General features: G+C 72.5%; 14 protein-coding genes. 7 read left to right on the top strand and 7 right to left on the bottom strand.

The window, feature by feature from the left end; genetic code table 11:
• Window positions 1–4: 4 nt before the first annotated feature.
• From ABZ896_RS37260 to rsmH, 4 genes are read right to left on the bottom strand one after another with little or no spacing between them, the layout of a single operon-like run.
• The gene (locus tag ABZ896_RS37260; protein WP_360939104.1) at window positions 5–1,657 is read right to left on the bottom strand and encodes a UDP-N-acetylmuramoyl-L-alanyl-D-glutamate--2,6-diaminopimelate ligase; all 1,653 of its coding nucleotides are present in this window, start codon (window positions 1,655–1,657) and stop codon (window positions 5–7) included.
• A gap of 38 nt (window positions 1,658–1,695) precedes the next feature.
• Window positions 1,696–3,696 carry a penicillin-binding transpeptidase domain-containing protein gene (locus ABZ896_RS37255; RefSeq protein WP_360939102.1) on the bottom strand — a complete coding sequence of 667 codons (2,001 nt, stop codon included), beginning with the start codon at window positions 3,694–3,696 and terminating at the stop codon, window positions 1,696–1,698.
• Window positions 3,693–4,250: a septum formation initiator family protein gene (locus ABZ896_RS37250; protein ID WP_360939100.1), complete on the bottom strand. Its 558-nt coding sequence runs from the start codon at window positions 4,248–4,250 to the stop codon at window positions 3,693–3,695. The genes ABZ896_RS37255 and ABZ896_RS37250 overlap by 4 nt, the downstream gene beginning before the upstream one ends.
• Before the next feature lie 51 nt (window positions 4,251–4,301).
• A complete protein-coding gene (gene rsmH / locus ABZ896_RS37245) occupies window positions 4,302–5,258 on the bottom strand; it encodes a 16S rRNA (cytosine(1402)-N(4))-methyltransferase RsmH (RefSeq protein ID WP_360939098.1) in 957 nt (318 codons plus the stop codon).
• Between the two features lie 327 nt (window positions 5,259–5,585).
• On the opposite strand from rsmH, the gene ABZ896_RS37240 reads away from it, so the two are divergent.
• The 4 genes from ABZ896_RS37240 to ABZ896_RS37225 all read left to right on the top strand — a co-directional run bounded on the left by ABZ896_RS37240 (window position 5,586) and on the right by ABZ896_RS37225 (window position 11,183).
• A complete protein-coding gene (locus ABZ896_RS37240; RefSeq protein WP_360939096.1) occupies window positions 5,586–6,131 on the top strand; it encodes a carbonic anhydrase in 546 nt (181 codons plus the stop codon).
• A gap of 239 nt (window positions 6,132–6,370) precedes the next feature.
• The gene (locus ABZ896_RS37235) at window positions 6,371–7,405 is read left to right on the top strand and encodes a MoxR family ATPase (RefSeq protein ID WP_360939094.1); all 1,035 of its coding nucleotides are present in this window, start codon (window positions 6,371–6,373) and stop codon (window positions 7,403–7,405) included.
• A complete protein-coding gene (locus ABZ896_RS37230) occupies window positions 7,405–8,769 on the top strand; it encodes a DUF58 domain-containing protein (RefSeq protein ID WP_360939092.1) in 1,365 nt (454 codons plus the stop codon). Before ABZ896_RS37235 ends, ABZ896_RS37230 begins: the two co-directional genes overlap by 1 nt.
• A gap of 5 nt (window positions 8,770–8,774) precedes the next feature.
• The gene (locus tag ABZ896_RS37225; protein ID WP_360939129.1) at window positions 8,775–11,183 is read left to right on the top strand and encodes a DUF3488 and transglutaminase-like domain-containing protein; all 2,409 of its coding nucleotides are present in this window, start codon (window positions 8,775–8,777) and stop codon (window positions 11,181–11,183) included.
• Window positions 11,184–11,308: 125 nt separating this feature from the next.
• On the opposite strand, the gene ABZ896_RS37220 is transcribed toward ABZ896_RS37225, so the two are convergent.
• The 3 genes from ABZ896_RS37220 to ABZ896_RS37210 form a co-directional block, all read right to left on the bottom strand.
• Complete coding sequence (locus tag ABZ896_RS37220; protein WP_360939090.1) at window positions 11,309–11,704, bottom strand: DUF3040 domain-containing protein; 396 nt, start codon at window positions 11,702–11,704, stop codon at window positions 11,309–11,311.
• A 277-nt stretch (window positions 11,705–11,981) separates the two neighbouring features.
• On the bottom strand, window positions 11,982–12,752 hold the full coding sequence (locus ABZ896_RS37215; RefSeq protein WP_360939088.1) for a methyltransferase: 771 nt from the start codon (window positions 12,750–12,752) through the stop codon (window positions 11,982–11,984).
• Between the two features lie 165 nt (window positions 12,753–12,917).
• Complete coding sequence (locus ABZ896_RS37210; protein ID WP_360939086.1) at window positions 12,918–13,496, bottom strand: SAV_6107 family HEPN domain-containing protein; 579 nt, start codon at window positions 13,494–13,496, stop codon at window positions 12,918–12,920.
• Between the two features lie 171 nt (window positions 13,497–13,667).
• Here ABZ896_RS37210 and ABZ896_RS37205 point away from each other — a divergent pair, with 171 nt between their 5' ends.
• From ABZ896_RS37205 to ABZ896_RS37195, 3 genes are read left to right on the top strand one after another with little or no spacing between them, the layout of a single operon-like run.
• Window positions 13,668–14,396: an ATP-binding cassette domain-containing protein gene (locus ABZ896_RS37205; RefSeq protein WP_360939084.1), complete on the top strand. Its 729-nt coding sequence runs from the start codon at window positions 13,668–13,670 to the stop codon at window positions 14,394–14,396.
• On the top strand, window positions 14,368–16,452 hold the full coding sequence (locus ABZ896_RS37200; protein WP_360939082.1) for a YhgE/Pip domain-containing protein: 2,085 nt from the start codon (window positions 14,368–14,370) through the stop codon (window positions 16,450–16,452). Before ABZ896_RS37205 ends, ABZ896_RS37200 begins: the two co-directional genes overlap by 29 nt.
• 47 nt (window positions 16,453–16,499) lie before the next feature.
• Window positions 16,500–17,132 (top strand): TetR/AcrR family transcriptional regulator, encoded by a 633-nt coding sequence (locus ABZ896_RS37195; protein WP_360939080.1) that lies wholly within the window; start codon window positions 16,500–16,502, stop codon window positions 17,130–17,132.
• Window positions 17,133–17,185: the final 53 nt, after the last annotated feature.

The raw sequence follows: 17,185 nt of genomic DNA, 5'->3' as shown, positions 1-17,185 counted from the left end.
AAGTTCATCCCTGGGTCTGCTGGATGGCTTCTCGAAGCACCTGGCGGTCGTCGAAGGGACGGACCACCCCGGCGATGTCCTGGCCCTGTTCGTGGCCCTTGCCCGCGACGAGCACGGTGTCCCCGGGCCGGGCGCGGGCGACGGCGGCCGCGATCGCGGCCGCCCGGTCCTCGAAGACCTGGACCTCGCCGCGCTCGTGTACTGGCACGGACGCGGCGCCCTGGAGCATGGTTGCGAGGATCGCGAGCGGGTCCTCGGAGCGGGGGTTGTCGGAGGTCAGTACGGCGGTGTCGGCGAGCCGGGCGGCCGCCGCGCCCATCGGCGCGCGCTTGGTGGTGTCCCGGTCGCCGCCGCAGCCGAGCACGACGTGCAGCCGGCCCTCGGTGACCTTGCGGAGCGCCTTGAGGACGGACTCGACGGCGTCGGTCTTGTGGGCGTAGTCCACCACCGCGAGATACGGCTGCCCGGCGTCCACGCGCTCCAGCCGGCCCGGCACGCCCGGTACGGCGGCGACGCCGTCGGCGGCGACCTGCGGGTCCAGGCCCGCGGCGGCCAGGGCCACGATCGCGGCGAGCGAGTTGGCCACATTGAACGGGCCCGGCAGCGGCGACCTGGCCTCGATCCGCTCGCCCGCGGGGCCGATCACGGTGAACGTGGAGTCCATCGGGCCGACGTGCACGTCCGCGGCCCGCCAGTCGGCGTCCGGGTGGCCCTCGGCGGAGAAGGTGACGACCGGGACGGTCGCCTCCGTGACGAGGCGACGGCCGTACTCGTCGTCGACGTTGACCACGCCGAGTTTGCTGCGCTCGGGCGTGAACAGCTGTGCCTTGGCCCGGAAGTAGTCCTCCATGTCGGAGTGGAACTCCATGTGTTCCGGGCTGAGGTTGGTGAAGACGCCGATGTCGAAGACGCAGCCGTCGACCCGGCCGAGGACCAGCGCGTGGCTGGAGACCTCCATGGCGACCGCCTCGACGCCGCGTTCGCGCATGACCGCGAACAGGGCCTGGAGATCGGTGGCTTCGGGGGTGGTGCGCTCGGACTTGATGCGCTCGTCGCCGATGCGCATCTCGACGGTGCCGATCAGACCGGTGTTGTTCTTGGTCTTCAGCCCGCCCTCGACGAGATAGGCGGTGGTGGTCTTGCCGGAGGTGCCGGTGATGCCGATCTGGAGCAGGTCGCGGCCCGGGCGGCCGTAGATGGTGGCCGCCAGTTCGCCCATCCGCGCGCGCGGGTCGTCGACGACCAGGACCGGGAGCCCGGTCGCGGCGGCGCGTTCGGCGCCGGTCGGGTCGGTCAGCACGGCGACCGCGCCGAGGCCGGCGGCCTGGGTGGCGAAGTCGGCGCCGTGCAGGCGGGCGCCCGGGAGGGCGGCGTACAGGTCGCCGGGGCGGACTGCGCGCGAGTCGTGGGTGATGCCCGTGACGTCGGCGGAGCTGTCGGCGGTGGTACCCAGCTGATCGGCGAGTTCCGCGAGGGGTGTTGCGGAGACCCGGACCGGCCGGGGCGGTCCCGGATATGTCACGGGTGCGCCCTTCTGGGTGGATTGGGACTGATCAGCGTGTGGCACGGCGGTGAGCGTACCGGGCGACCCCGCTCCGGGGCGAAGCGAGGGCGCGGGCGTGCTCTGGTTCCCGGCGTCGGGGGTGATCGTCGTCACGAGGTGGTCCTGGTGGCTCGGGGTGGCTCGGTTGCTGATCAGGGCGTGTAGTTGACGGGCAGGTTGGCGGCCTTCGCCCCGGTGGGCGGGACCTGGAGGGTCTTCAGGGCGAACTCCATGACCTTCTTGAAGACGGGGCCGCAGATCTGGCCCCCGAAGTAGTTGCCCTTGGTGGCGTTCTGGATGGCGCAGTAGACGGTGACGCGGGGCTTGTCGGCCGGCGCGAATCCGGCGAACGACGAGGTGTAGCCCTTGTACTGGCCGGTGGCCGGATCCACACGGTTGGCCGTACCGGTCTTGCCCGCGACCCGGTAGCCGGGGATACGGGCCTTGGTGCCGGTGCCCTCCTCGTCGTCCACGACCGACTCCAGCATCCTGGCGAGGGTCCTGGCCGTCGCGGCGCTCACGACCCGTGTCTTCCCGGGCGTGGCGGCCGGGGTGAAGCGTCCGTCGGGGCCCTTGGTGCCGCGCACGAGCGTGGGTTCGATACGGACCCCGCCGTTGGCGATCGTCGAGTAGACGGACGCGGCCTGCATCGCGTTGAGGGAGACGCCCTGGCCGAAAGGGATCGTGAACTGCTGCGAGGTCGACCAGTCGGCGGGCTTGGCGAGGATGCCCGGCGTCTCGCCGGGGAAGTCGAGCCCGGTGTAGCTGCCGAGACCGAACTTGCGCAGGTACGAGTAGAGGACCTGGTTGGCCTGCGCCTGGGTCTTGCCGAGCTGGCCGGTGGCCAGGATGGTGCCGATGTTCGACGACTTGGCGAGCACGCCGTTGAGCGTGAGGTACCAGGTCGGGTGGTCGATGTCGTCCTTGAAGAGCCGGTCCCCGCGGTGCAGCCGGTTGGGCACGATGACGTGCGTCTCGGGGGTGGCGACGCCCTTCTCGAGGACGGCGGCCATCGACATGATCTTGGCGGTGGAACCGGGCTCGTAGGCGTCCTGGAGGGCCGCGTTGCCCATGTTCACCGAGCTGGCCCTGGACAGGTCGTTGGGGTCGAAGCCGGGCGAGTTGGCCATGGCGAGGACCTGACCGGTTTGGGTGTCCTGCACTATCACGTACCCGCGGTCCGCCTTGGACTCCTTCACCTGGTCGGTGATGGCCTGCTGGGCGGCCCACTGGATGTCCCGGTCGATGGTGAGCTCGACGTCGCTGCCGGGCACCGCGGGCGTCTCCGTGGAGCCCACGGTGGGCACCTGGCGGCCGCCGGACTGGGCGTAGCGGATCTTGCCGTCCTTGCCGGCCAGCAGCGTGTTCAGCTGCTGCTCGATGCCGCCGCCGCCCTTGCCGTCGGCGTTGACCCAGCCCAGTATCCCGGCGGCGAGGTCGCCGTTCGGGTACACCCGCTTGGTGGTGGGCACCGACAGCACGCCGGCGAGCACGTTGGCCGTGCTCGGGTCGCTCTCCGCCTTGGTCGCGAGCGCCGACTTCAGGTCCTTGATCTGCTTCCACACCTGCGGGGTCTGCCGGTTGGCCAGCAGGGCGTACCGCAGCTTCTTGTCCTTGGGCCGCAGCTTCTTGACGATCGTCTCCTGGTCCCGCCCCAGGATCGGGGCGAGGAGGGCCGCGGCCTGCTCCGGCCCGTCATCGATCTTGAGCTGCTTGCGGGTGAACAGCGTCGGGTCGGCGGTGATGTCGTACGCGTCCTCGCTGGTCGCGAGGGCCACGCCGTCGCGGTCGGTGATCCCGCCGCGCTCGGCGGCCAGCGTGTAGCCGACGTACCGGTTCTGCTCGGCCTTGGCCGCGTAGGTGCTGGCGTCGACGGCCTGCACCTGGAGCAGTCGTACGACGAAGGCGACCATCACCAGGGTCAGCGCGAGGCCGACCAGGCGCAGCCGGGGGCGGGGACTGCCCAGGCGCAGCGGCTTGCCGGCCGTGGGGCGGGGCGCCGCGGGGCGGGCCGCCGAGGGACGGCGGGCCGGGCGGGCGCCGGGGCCCGGGCGCGGTCGGCCGACGGAGCGGGCGGAGCGCTCGGGACGGGCGGGTCCGGGTACCCGGCGGCGCGGGGGCTGCCTGTCGGACTGGTCGGGCACTTCCGTCACCTGCCGGGGGTCGGGGTCGCGGAGAGGGTGCTTGCGGGAGTCGTCGCCCCGGGGATGCTCGCCGGGGTCGGGCTCGCCGCGGTCGCCGTAGGGGCGGGGCTGTCCGTCGGCGTGGCGGGGGCCTCGTCGGCGAGCACCTCCGGGGCGAGGACGAGGGGCGCGCGCAGGGAGGCCGGTGCGGCGGCCGCGGGCGAGGGGACGCCCTTGACGGTGCCGTCGGGATCGAGGAAGGCCGGGTCGCCGCCGGGCACCATGCCGAGCTCACGGGCGCGGCGCACCAGGGCCTCGGGGGCGGAGTAGGCGTCGATGTCCCGCTGGAGGGCCTGTTCCTCGTCGGTGAGGTTCTTGGTGTCCTTCTGGAGGTCGGTGAGCTGGAACGACCCCTCGCTGAGCGCGGAGTTCAGCACCAGCAGCCCGATGAGGCCGCCGCCGAGCAGGAGCACCACGAGGAGCACGAAGGGGGTGCGGGCGGCCTGTCCGCCGGAGCCGCCGCCGGCGGGGAAGAGCCGCGCGAGCCGGGCCGCCCTCCCCCTCAGTTCGGGTTTCCTACTCACACGCCCTCCAGTGAGTCCGGTTTCCCAACTCACTCACACCCGTCACACACCTCACTCGATGTCCTCCCTGATGCGCTCGGCGCCCCTGCAGCGCGCCGGTGCGGCCCGCCGGTTCTCGGCGACCTCTTCCTCGGTGGGAAGTTCGGCACCGCGCGTCAACAGCTTGAGCCGAGGCTGGTACTGCTCGGGGACGACGGGCAGTCCGGGCGGGGCGGTGGTGGCGGCGCCGGCGGCGAAGACCTGCTTGACGAGCCGGTCCTCCAGCGAGTGGTACGAGAGCACGGCGATCCGTCCGCCGACGCCGAGCGCCTTCACGGCGGCCGGGATCGCCCGCTCCAGGACGGCCAGTTCGCCGTTGACCTCGATGCGCAGCGCCTGGAAGGTGCGCTTGGCGGGGTTGCCGCCGGTGCGCTTGGCGGCCTGCGGCAGGGAGTCGCGGATCAGTTCGACGAGCCGCGCGCTGTGGGAGAAGGGCTCCTTCTCGCGCTCGCGCACGATGGCGGAGACGATCCGCTTGGCCTGCTTCTCCTCGCCGTACGCCCGCAGGATCCGGACGAGTTCGCCCGCCGGGTAGGTGTTGAGGACCTCGGCGGCGCTCACGCCGGTCGTCTGGTCCATGCGCATGTCGAGCGGGGCGTCCTGGGCGTAGGCGAAGCCGCGGTCGGCCTCGTCGAGCTGCATCGAGGAGACGCCGAGGTCGAAGAGGACGCCCTGCACGCGCGCGATGCCGAGCCTGGCCAGGACGTCCGGCAGCTCGTCGTAGACGGCGTGCACGAGGGTGGCGCGCTCGCCGTAGGGCGCGAGCCGCTCGCCGGACAGGCGCAGCGCCTCCTTGTCCCGGTCGAGGGCGACCAGGCGGGCCTCGGGGAACCGCTGGAGCAGCGCCTCGCTGTGCCCGCCGAGGCCGAGGGTGCAGTCGACGACGACCGCTCCCGGTTCCTGGAGGGCGGGGGCCAACAGGTCCAGGCACCGCTGGAGCATCACCGGGACGTGTCGACTCTGGCTCAAGGGGCCCTCTCAGATCCGGCGGGCCCGTACGCGCCGCGCACGTGGGGAGACCGACCGTGCATGAGCGGGGGTCTCCGGGGAAGTCAGGCAGGGAGACGTGGTCCTTCGGTCCCCCGCTTCGCGTCACTTTAGTCCACGGTGACTCGCGGTCAATCAACCGGCCTGCGCGTCGCGGGCGGGCGGCGATCCGAAGCGACACATCCCGGAAACCACTCGTTCGGGTGCACCCGGCACTCTTGTGGGTTACCTCACACACAGCACGTGATGACGCTCTTTTTCCCTTCTCACCACAGGACCAGGACCGCTGTGACCAGTACCGTTGCAGGTATGACGACTTCCGCATCCGTATCCACCGCATCCGAAGGCGCCATATCCCGCGGCACCGTGACCGACCGCCTCGTCGACGCGAACGAGCGGTACGCCGCCGCGTTCACCGACCCCGGGATGGACGCCCGCCCCGTCCTGCACGTCGCGGTCGTGGCCTGCATGGACGCCCGTCTCGACCTGCACGCGGCGCTGGGCCTGGAGCTCGGCGACTGCCACACCATCCGCAACGCCGGCGGCGTGGTCACCGACGACGTGATCCGCTCGCTCACCATCAGCCAGCGCAAGCTGGGCACCAGCAGCATCGTGCTGATCCACCACACGGGCTGCGGTCTGGAGGCGATCACCGAGGACTTCCGCACCGAACTGGAGATGGAGGTCGGCCAGCGCCCCGCCTGGGCGGTGGAGTCCTTCCGGGACGTCGACCAGGACGTACGGCAGTCCATGCAGCGGGTGCGCACCTCGCCGTTCCTGCTGCACACCGACGACGTGCGCGGCTTCGTGTTCGACGTCAAAACGGGCCTTCTGCGCGAGGTCGACCCGGCGTAACCGGCTCGGGGACCTGTCGTTTCGCTGTTGATTTCGGCGCAGGGGATGCCCAAAACACCGTAAGACCCGACATAGTGCAGCCAGTTGTCCACAGTCGAGTGACACGAATCGGTAACGGCAGCAAGAATGCGGGAGTGACGTCGCGCGGAACTATTCACGCGTGGTGTCCGTGTTTCGGGGTGGGCCGGTTACGCATCGAAGGGCGTCGGCCCGGAATGCAACGGGCCGAGGAGGGCCGGGTGACCACCTATGACGATCGATCCAGCCTCACTGATCTGACCGCCGTCGTCGAGCGGGTGCGCAGTTCCGTGGAGAGCGTGATCGAGGGGAAGCCCGAGGTCGTACGGCTTTCACTGACCGTGCTGCTCGCCGAGGGACATCTTCTGATCGAGGATGTCCCCGGCGTCGGCAAGACCATGCTGGCCAAGACGCTCGCGCGGTCCATCGACTGCTCGGTGCGCCGTATCCAGTTCACGCCCGACCTGCTGCCCTCGGACATCACGGGCGTGTCCATCTGGGACCAGCAGCGCCGGGACTTCGAGTTCAAGCCGGGCGCGATCTTCGCGCAGATCGTGATCGGCGACGAGATCAACCGCGCCTCGCCGAAGACGCAGTCTGCGCTCCTGGAGTCCATGGAGGAGCGCCAGGTCACCATCGACGGGCAGACCTACGAGCTGCCGAGCCCCTTCATGGTCGTCGCCACCCAGAACCCGGTCGAGATGGAGGGCACCTACCCGCTCCCCGAGGCCCAGCGCGACCGCTTCATGGCCCGGGTCTCGGTGGGCTACCCGAGCGTCGAGGCCGAGCTCCAGATGCTCGACGTGCACGGCGGGGTCTCCCCCCTGGAGGACCTCCAGCCGGTGGCCCACGCGCACGACATCGTGAAGCTGATCGAGGCCGTCCGCGGTGTCCATGTCGCCGAGCCGGTCCGGCGGTACGCCGTCGACCTGGTCGCCGCCACCCGCACCCACCCCGACCTCAGACTCGGCGCCTCCCCGCGCGCGACGCTGCATCTGCTGCGCGCCGCGAAGGCCTCCGCCGCCCTCAGCGGCCGGGAGTACGCCCTGCCGGACGACGTCCAGGCACTCGCCGTGGCCGTCCTGGCCCACCGGCTGCTGCCCACCGCCCAGGCCCAGCTCAACCGGCGCACCTCCGAGCAGGTCGTGCAGGAGATCCTCCAGCGCACCCCGGTTCCCTCGGCGCCCCAGCAGAGCGGCCTCGGCATCGGCCGCTCCGCACCCGCGTACCCGCAGCAGCCGCCGCGGAGCCTGTGATGACCACCGCCCCCGGGGGCGCGCACGGCCCCGAGCCGGACCGGGGCGAGAAGGGCGGGGTGCGCACCGCGCTGGCCGGTCTGACCACCCGCGGGCGCTCCTTCTTCGCGGCCGGCATAGCCGCGGCCGTCTGCGCGTACGTCCTCGGCCAGAGCGACCTGCTGCGCGTCGGCCTGCTCCTCGCCGTGCTGCCCCTGGTCTGCGCGACCGTGCTGTACCGCACCCGCTACCGGGTCGCGGGCAGCCGCCGCCTCTCCCCCGCGCGCGTGCCCGCGGGCAGCGAGGCCCGCGTCCATCTGCGGATGGACAACGTCTCCCGGCTGCCCACCGGCCTGCTGATGCTCCAGGACCGGGTGCCCTACGTCCTCGGCCCGCGCCCCCGCTTCGTCCTGGACCGGGTCGAGCCGGGCGGCCGCCGCGAGGTCTCCTACCGCGTCCGCTCCGACCTGCGCGGCCGCTACCCCCTGGGCCCCCTCCAGCTGCGCCTGAGCGACCCGTTCGGGATGTGTGAACTGACCCGCTCCTTCTCGTCGTACGACACCCTGACGGTGATCCCGCGCGTGGAGGCGCTGCCGCCGGTGCGCCTGAGCGGCGAGGCGAAGGGGTACGGCGACGGACGGCAGCGCTCGCTCGCCCTGGCCGGCGAGGACGACGTGATCCCGCGCGGCTACCGCTACGGCGACGATCTGCGGCGCGTCCACTGGCGCTCCACCGCCCGCTACGGCGAGCTGATGGTGCGCCGCGAGGAGCAGCCCCAGCGCTCCCGGTGCACGGTGCTGCTGGACACCCGGGGCATCGCCTTCGCGGGCGCGGGCCCGGACTCCGCCTTCGAGTGGGCCGTCTCCGGCGCCGCCTCCGTCCTGGTGCACATGCTCGAACGGGGCTTCTCCGTGCGGCTGCTGACCGACACCGGCAACTCCGTGCCCGGTGAGGGCGCCGACGGGTTCGCGGGCGCCAGCCAGGAGTCGGCGGACGCGGCCGGGCTGATGATGGACACCCTCGCGGTGATCGACCACTCCGACGGCACCGGCCTGTCCCGGGCCTACGACGTGCTGCGCGGCGGCAACGAAGGGCTGCTGGTGGCGTTCTTCGGCGACCTGGACGAGGAGCAGGCCACGGTGGCGGCCAAGATGCGGCAGCGCAGCGGGGGCGCGCTCGCCTTCGTGCTGGACAGCGAGAGCTGGGTGCGGGAGCCGGGCGACGTCACGGAGCCCACGGAGACCCGCGAGGAGCGGCTGCGGATGCTGCGCGAGGCGGGCTGGACGGCGCTGGGCGTGCCGCGCGGCACCTCGCTGGAAGAACTGTGGCGTCTCGCGGACCGCGAGCGCACGGGCGTCGGCATGGCCGGCGCCGGGGAGGGATGATCATGCTGAGCGGGCGGGCCCGACTGGCCCTGTGCGCGTGGGCGGCCACCCTGATGGCCGCGTGCGCCCTGCTGCCCCTGGTCGAGCCGATGACGTGGATCGTGCAGGCGGCCTTCCTGCTCGGGGTGCAGACCTGCGTGGGTGCGGGGGCCCGGCGGATCCCGTTGGCGCGGCCGCTGACCGTGGCGGCGCAGGCGCTGGTCACCCTGGTGATCCTGACCCTGCTCTTCGCGCGCGACCAGGCCTTCCTCGGGGTGATCCCGGGACCGGACGCCTTCGTGCACTTCTCCGACCTGCTGCGGCAGGGCGGCGACGACATCGCCCGGTACGCGATCCCGGCACCGCTGGACTCCGCCGGCATCCGCCTCATGATCATCGGCGGTGTGATGGTCATCGGGCTGGTGGTGGACACCCTCGCGGTGACCTTCCGCAGCGCGGCCCCGGCGGGGCTGCCGCTGCTCGCGCTGTACTCCGTCGCCGCGGGGCTGTCGGACGGCGGCGCGGACTGGCTGTGGTTCCTGATCGCGGCGGCCGGCTATCTGCTGCTGCTCCTGGCCGAGGGGCGCGACCGGCTCTCGCAGTGGGGCCGGGTCTTCGGCGGGTCGTCCCGCCCGCCGGGCGCCGACTCGGGTCCGGTGGCACCGGTGCGCACCGGGCGCCGCATCGGCGTGGTGGCCCTCGGTATCGCCCTGGTGGTGCCGCTGGGGCTGCCCGCGATGAGCGACGGTCTCCTGGGCCCCGCCGGCACCGGCGTGGGCTCCGGCAGCGGCAACGGCGGCACCATCTCGGCGGTGAACCCGCTGGTGTCGCTGCGCGACTACCTCAACGTCGACGAGGACCGCCAGGTCCTGTCCGTGCGCACCAAGAGCAACGACCTCTCCAACCTGTACCTGCGGATCGTCTCCCTGGACGACTTCGACGGCCGCACCTGGAAGCCGTCCAAGCGGCCCATCGAGGCCGTGCCGGACACCTTCCCCACCCCGATCGGGCTCGGCGCCGACGTCAAGCGCAGCGAGGTCGAGACCACCATCTCGGCCGCGAACTCGTACTCCCAGGACTGGCTCCCGATGCCCTACCCGCCCAGCGGGGTCGACATCGAGGGCAAGTGGCGCTACGAACCCGTGGGCATGGCCCTGGTCGGCGACCACGGCCAGAACACCCGCGGTCTCACGTACAAGGTCAAGAGCCTGGACGTGGAGCCGACGGCCGAGCAGCTCGCCGACGCCCCCGCCCCTCCGCCGGCCCTGAAGCGCGAGTACACCGAGCTGCCCGACTCGCTGCCGGGAGTGGTGGCCAAGACCGCCCGCGAGGTCACCGCGGGCGCGAAGAACGCCTATGAGCAGGCGGTCGACCTTCAGGACTACTTCGCGATCAACGGCGGCTTCGAGTACGACACCCAGGTCCAGGTCGGCGACGGGCCGAACGCGATCGCCAACTTCCTGCGCGACAAGCAGGGCTTCTGCGTCCACTTCTCCTTCGCCATGGCGGCCATGGCACGCTCCCTGGGCATTCCGGCGCGGGTGGCGGTGGGCTTCGCGCCCGGCTCCCCGCAGGCGGACGGCTCGGTGTCGGTGGGGCTCAAGGACGCCCACGCCTGGCCCGAACTGTACTTCGAGGGTGTGGGCTGGACCCGCTTCGAGCCGACCCCGACCCGGGGCACGGTGCCCTCGTACACCGTGCCGGAGTCGGAGATCGGTGGTCCCGCGGACGTGGCACGGCCGTCCACCGGGGCGTCCGCGTCGGCGTCGGCCTCCCCTTCGGCGAGCGAGAGCTGCACGGCGCAGATGCGGAAGCAGGACGTGTGCGACAGCGCGTCCCCGGCGCTCGCGGCGCCCGGCGACAGCGACACCCCCTGGTGGTCGGTGGCCGGGCCCTGGTGGTACCTCAAGCTGCTGGGCTGGCTGCTGGTCGGACTCGCCGTCCTGGCGGTCCCTCTGTCGCCGATGCTGTGGCGGCTGCGGACCCGGTCCGTGCGCCTGGGCGGGCACGGCCGCGGCGAGGAGGACGTCGCCGTGCACACCCTGGCGGCCTGGGAGGAGCTGACGGACACGGCGTGGGACTTCGGGATCCCGCCGGACGACTCCCTGACCCCGCGCAAGGCGGCCGACCGGATCGTGCGGCTCGGTCATCTCGACCCGGCGGCGGCCGCTTCGGTGCAGCGGGTGGCGGACGCGGTGGAGCAGGTGCTCTACGCCCCGCGGCCCCGGCCGACGGCCGGACTCGCCCAGGACGTCCTGCGGGTGATCGGCGGACTGCGCCAGTCGGTGAGCCGGGGCACGGCGGCCCGAGCGCTGCTCGCCCCGCGTTCCACCGCCCGGGTGGTGTGGGCGCTGTCGCAGTGGCGGGACGGGGTGACCGCCCGGGTGGCGGCGGCCCGGCCGACGCTGCGCAAGCCGTCGGGCCAGGAAGGGTGAGTGTCGGGCCGGGAAGGCTGAGTCAGGAAGGCTGAAAACCGCCGCCCGGTGGGCGGCGGGGAGCATACGTGAGGGGGTGACCACCCGGTCGGGTGGTCACCCCCTCACGGTGTCCGTGGGTCGGGCTACTGGCCGCCCTGCTCGTCGCGGCGCCGCTGCCAGCGCTGCTCGATCCGGTCCATCATGGAGCGCTTCTGCCGTCCCTGGCGGCGCGCCTGCGGGGCGCCGGCCGTGGGCTGCTCACCCGGCTTGGGGGCCTTGCGCCAGCCGGTCACCGCGAGCACCGCGCACCCCAGCATGACGAGGAAACCCACCACGCTGAGCCACACCTGCTTGGCGACCATACCGGCCATGAGGAGCGCGATACCCACGAGGAAGCCCGCGACTGCCTGGTAGACCCGCCGCCGGGTGTACGTACGCAGCCCGCTTCCCTCGAGCGCCGACGCGAACTTGGGATCTTCGGCGTACAGCGCTCGCTCCATCTGCTCGAGCATTCGCTGCTCGTGCTCCGAGAGCGGCACGGAGTCCTCCTCATCGTGCAGTCGCCGGGGCGACTCGGGGGGTCCCTTCAGGATAGGCAGGGAATCGCCCCCGTGAAACCCGCCCCTCTGCGCCAATTGGCCAACCGGGATTCCGCCATGAACACTCCGGCTCGCTGAATCTTCCATTCCCCAGCGGCCGACGCGTCATGCCGGTTCGTCTCCCTCGATCATACGGCGCCGACCGCCCGATCGGGGGGCCTGTGGCGTACTCCATCCGCACCCAAGTCCCTGATCAGCGGTACGGCTCGGGAGACGCTCAGGCCCCGGTGGTCTCCCGCGTCTCGCCGAGCACATGCAGCTGGGTGGCCACGGAGTGGAACGCGGGGAGTTCGGCCGCCGCCTCCTCCAGCTTGAGCAGGGCCTCCAGGGCGCCGGGCTCGGTGTCCACGAGGACCCCGGGGACGAGGTCGGCGAAGACCCGTACGCCGTGCACGGCGCCGACGGTCAGGCCCGCGCCCTCGACGAGGGCGGTGAGCTGCTCGGCGGTGAAGCGGCGGGGCACGGGGTCACCCTCGCCCCAGCGGCCGTCCGGGTCGCCGAGCGCCTGCCGGGCCTCCTTGAAGTGGCCGGCGAGGGCCCGCGCGAGCACGGCGCCGCCGAGACCGGCGGCGAGCAGGCTGAGGACGCCCTCGGAGCGCAGGGCGGCCACCACGTTGCGCACGCCCTCGGCGGGGTCGTCGACGTACTCCAGGACGCCGTGGCACAGCACGACGTCGTGGGCGCCGCGCTCGACCACGTCGAAGAGGCCGTGGGCGTCGCCCTGGACCCCGCGGACCCGGTCGGCGACGCCGGCCTCGGCGGCGCGGCGCTCCAGCGCGAACAGGGCGTTGGGGCTGGGGTCGACGACGGTGACCTGGTGGCCGAGGCGGGCCACGGGCACCGCGAAGTTGCCGCTGCCGCCTCCGGTGTCGAGGACGTCCAGCACCTGGCGTCCCGTGGCCTTGACCCGGCGGTCGAGGGCGTCCTGGAGGACCTCCCAGACCACGGCGGTACGGAGGGAGGCGCGGGGTCGCAGCGGATCCGACACGGCAGTTGACTCCTCGGCGCGACACGGAAGGTTTCAGGCGCTCCCCACCCTATTGCCTCCGACACTCGCCTGGTCACCGCAGTGCCGGGGCGCGAGCCGCGTCCCACCCGGCGGACCCCGGCACGGCGTCGGCCGGTTCGCCTCCACCCCGCCCGCCGGTCTCCCTCAGCCCGCGTCCGGGTAGTCGCGGTCGGCTCCGTGACCGTCGCGGCCGGTGTCCTCTGGGATGTCCGGGTCCTGGCGGGGCTGGGGCAGGACCGGCTGGAGGACGAGCATCCGCTCGACGAGGCGCAGGAACATCGCCACGTCGCGTATCAGGTCGTCGGCGTCCCGGCGGCTGGCCGCGCCCTGGATGCCCGCCTCGGCCCGGGCGCGGCGCCGGGCCCCGGAGGCGAACAGCGCGCTCCACTCGGTGAGTTCGGGCGCTATCTCGGGGAGCACTTCCCAGGCGCTCCGGATCTTGGCCCGCTTTCGGGGCGAGGGCTCCGGGCGCCCCCGGGCGGCGAGCACGGCGGCCGCGGTGCGCAGGGCGGCGAGATGGGCCGTCGCATAGCGCTCGTTCGACGTCTCCAGCGCAGCGGCCTCGTCGAGCCCGGCGCGGGCCTGGGCGAGCAGGTCGAGCGCGGCGGGCGGGGCCGTGGTCCGGCGCAGCACGGGGTGGACGTCGCTCGCCGGACCGGTCAGTGAGGGGGCAGGGCCGGTGGCGCGGCGCCGGCGGGCGGCTGCTGCGTGATAGCTGGCCATGACGAACCTCCTGTCGTCTGTGTGACGGCACGTGTGCCGTATGTGCCCATCGTGCGGTATGCCACTGACAATCCGTTCCGACCTGCGGTTTTGCTTCGAGCGAAGGTTCGGGCTAGTTTTTGCACTGACCAGTCAGTTCAAAAACTCGTACTCAACTTCAGGGGGTGGGCCGTGGTAGCTGTCACGGCCGAGGGCTTCGGGGTCGAGGGACCCCGCGGCTGGGCCTTCCGCGGGATCGACCTCGCCGCGGAACCGGGCTCGCTCATCGCGATCGAGGGACCGTCGGGCTCGGGCCGTACGAGCCTGCTGCTCGCGCTCACCGGGCGGATGCGGGCGACGGAGGGCACCGCGACCGTGGACGGGGCGCGGCTGCCGAAGCAGCTCGCGGCCGTCCGCCGGATCAGCGCCCTGGCGAACGTCACCGGGGTCACCGACCTCGACCCGGCCCTCACCGTCGGCGAGCACCTGCGCGAACGGGCGCTGCTCCAGCGGCGGTTCGGCGACTCCGTACGCGCGCTGCTGAAGCCGCGCGCCGAGCGGACCGCCGAGGCGGGGCTGCGGATCGACGCCGCCCTCGCGGCGGCCGGTCTCGACCGGGAGGCCCTGCCCAAGGGCGCGCGGACCGCCGTACGCGATCTGGAGCGGCTGGAGGCGCTACGGCTGTCCGTCGCGCTGGCGCTGATCGGCCGGCCGCGGCTGCTGGGCGTCGACGACACCGACCTGAAGCTGTCCGACGCCGAACGGGCCGAGGCCTGGGAGCTGCTCAAGGGGCTCGCCGGGACCGGGACGACCGTCGTGGCGGTGTGCAGCGAGGCACCGGAAGACGCCGTCGTGGTGCGCACGGGTGCGAGCCGACGGAAGGAGACCGACGATGCGCTCGCCGAAACTGGCCGCGCTTGAGCTGCGCCGCTTCGGCAGGGGGAAACTGCCGCGCGCCGCCCTGGTGGCGCTGCTGGTGCTGCCGCTGCTGTACGGCGCCCTGTACCTGTGGTCCTTCTGGGATCCGTACGGCCGTCTGGACCGCATCCCCGTGGCGCTCGTGAACGACGACAAGGGGGCGAGCGCCGACGGGCGGAAGCTGGCGGCGGGCGACGACCTCACCAAGGGGCTGCGCGAGAGCGACACCTTCGACTGGCACGAGGTGAGCACCGCCGAGGCCCGCAAGGGTGTCGAGGACGGCACCTATTACCTGTCGCTGACCATGCCGGCCGACTTCAGCCGCCGGATCGCCTCCAGTGCGGGCGACTCCCCCGAGACGGGCGCGCTCCAGGTCCGTACGAACGACGCCAACAACTACATCGTGGGGCAGATCTCGCGCACGGTCTTCTCCGAGGTGCGCCAGGCCGCCTCCACCAAGGCCTCGCGGTCCTTCCTGGACCGGATCTTCATCTCCTTCTCCGACATCCACGGGGCCACCGTGAAGGCCGCCAACGGCGCCGACGACCTCGAAGGGGGCATCGGCAAGGCGGAGGAGGGCTCCCAGGATCTCGCCGCCGGGCTGACGGACGCCCAGAAGGGCAGCTCCCGGCTGTCCTCGGGGCTGGTCCGGCTCGACTCGGGCGCGGGCGACCTGGCGGACGGCTCACGGCAGGTCGCCGCGGGCACGCAGACGCTCGCCGACCGGGTCAACGGGGTCGCGGACGAGGTGGGGCCCTTCCTCAAGGGCAACGCGAAGACCATTGGCGACTCCGCACGGTTGGTCGCCGACTCGGCCGGGGCGATCCGGCACAACCTCGACACCCTGGTGAGGACGGCCCCGGCCGCCGCCCGGGGCGCCCACACGGCCTCCGACACGCTGAACGCCGTCTACAAGGCGCGCTGCCAGGACCCCGTGCTCCCGGACGCGGCCTGCGCCGACCTGAAGAAGGCCGCTCAGGCCGCCGCGGACGTGGCGAAGGTCGCCGACGACGTCAACGCCCTCGTCGCCGACCAGAACGGCGACCTGGACCGGCTCGACGGACAGCTCGCCACACTCCAGAAGCAGGCCCGGGCGCTCGCCGACCGCGCCCCGCACCTCTCCGACGACCTCGACGACGCCGTCGCGAAGATCAACCGCCTCAACGAGGGCGCCGGGAAGGTCGCCGCGGGGGCCAGGACGCTGCACACGGGCCTCTCCACGGCCGCGGGCGGCGCACAGGACCTCGACACGGGCATCGGCCGTCTCAAGAGCGGCGCCGACGACCTGACGGGCGGCATGTACAAGCTCGCCGACGGCTCCGGGAAGCTCGCGAACGGACTGCACGACGGCGCCTCGCGGATCCCCGACTACGACAAGAAGCACCGCGACGCCCGCACCGAGGTCATGGCGGACCCGGTCCAACTGGTCTCCCGGGACCTGCACAAGGCGCCGAACTACGGCACCGGGTTCGCCCCGTACTTCATCCCGCTGTCCCTGTGGGTGGGCGCGATGGTGGCCTACATGCTGATCGCGCCCATGAACAGGCGCGCCCTCGCCGCCGGCGCCTCGGCCTGGCGGATCGCGCTGGCCGGCTGGCTGCCGGTGGTGGCGATCGGGGTGCTCCAGACGGTGGCCCTGATGTCGGTGCTGCACTGGGCGATCGGACTCCGGATGGTCCGCGCGGCCGGCACGGTGGGCTTCCTGTTCCTGGTGACGGCGTGCTTCGCGGCGATCGTCCAATGGCTGAACGCCCGCTTCGGAGCGGCGGGCCGGATCCTCGTCCTGGCCCTCCTGATGCTCCAGTTGACCTCCGCGGGCGGCACCTACCCCGTCCAGACCAGCCCGGGCTTCTTCAACGCGCTGCACCCCTTCCTGCCGATGAGCTACGTCGTCGAGGCGCTGAGGAGGCTCATCACGGGCGGCGGGCTCGCTCCGGTGTGGCACGCGTGCGTGGTGCTCGTCGCGTTCACCGCGGGCGCCCTCGCGCTCACCGCCGTGTCGGCCCGTCGCCGCCAGGTGTGGACCCTGGACCGGCTGCACCCGGAGCTCACCCTGTGAACCCGACCGTGGCCTCCCGGGGGCCGGCTCCTGTGAGAATCAGGACCATGGAAAGCAGCAGCGCCGCGGCGGGCGTCAGCACACGCCGTGAGGCCACCCGGCAGAAGCTCTACGAGGCGGCCGTCACGCTCATCGCCGAGCAGGGCTTCTCCGCCACCACGGTCGACGAGATCGCCGAGCGGGCCGGCGTCGCGAAGGGCACGGTCTACTACAACTTCGCGAGCAAGTCCGTCCTCTTCGAGGAGCTGCTGCGGCACGGCGTGGGCCTCCTGACCGCATCCCTGAGGGAGGCTGCCGAGAGCACGGCACGCGCGGGTGGCGGCAAGGTGGACGCCCTGGACGCGATGATCCGCGCGGGGCTCGTCTTCATCGACCGCTATCCGGCCTTCACCCAGCTGTACGTGGCCGAGCTGTGGCGCACCAACAGGGCCTGGCAGTCCACGCTCATGGTGGTCCGTCAGGAGGCCGTCGCGGTCGTGGAGGACGTGCTGCGCGAGGGCGTGGCCAACGGCGAGTTCAGCGACGAGATCGACATCCCGCTGACCGCCTCGGCGCTGGTCGGCATGGTCCTGGTCGCCGCGCTGGACTGGCAGTCCTTCCAGCCCGAGCGGTCCCTGGACGACGTGCACGCGGCGCTGTCGCGGCTGCTGCAGGGGCGGGTCAGCGGGCACCGCGGCTGACACCCTGCATATAGCCGCTCAACAGCAGCTTGAGCAGTTCGAAGCCGCCCGCG

Origin of the sequence: Streptomyces sp. NPDC047072 (genome assembly GCF_040643855.1) — a bacterium.
Lineage (GTDB): Bacteria > Actinomycetota > Actinomycetes > Streptomycetales > Streptomycetaceae > Streptomyces.
Note: the sequence above shows the minus strand (reverse complement) of the source record. Positions and strands in the feature narration are given on the sequence as shown.

What these genes read in the sequence shown, in the direction of transcription:
- ABZ896_RS37240 (WP_360939096.1), top strand. Translation starts at nt 5,586, where the DNA reads ATGACGACTTCCGCATCCGTATCCACCGCATCCGAAGGCGCCATATCC.
- ABZ896_RS37230 (WP_360939092.1), top strand. Translation starts at nt 7,405, where the DNA reads ATGACCACCGCCCCCGGGGGCGCGCACGGCCCCGAGCCGGACCGGGGC.
- ABZ896_RS37210 (WP_360939086.1), bottom strand. Translation starts at nt 13,496, where the DNA reads ATGGCCAGCTATCACGCAGCAGCCGCCCGCCGGCGCCGCGCCACCGGC.
- ABZ896_RS37200 (WP_360939082.1), top strand. Translation starts at nt 14,368, where the DNA reads ATGCGCTCGCCGAAACTGGCCGCGCTTGAGCTGCGCCGCTTCGGCAGG.
- ABZ896_RS37195 (WP_360939080.1), top strand. Translation starts at nt 16,500, where the DNA reads ATGGAAAGCAGCAGCGCCGCGGCGGGCGTCAGCACACGCCGTGAGGCC.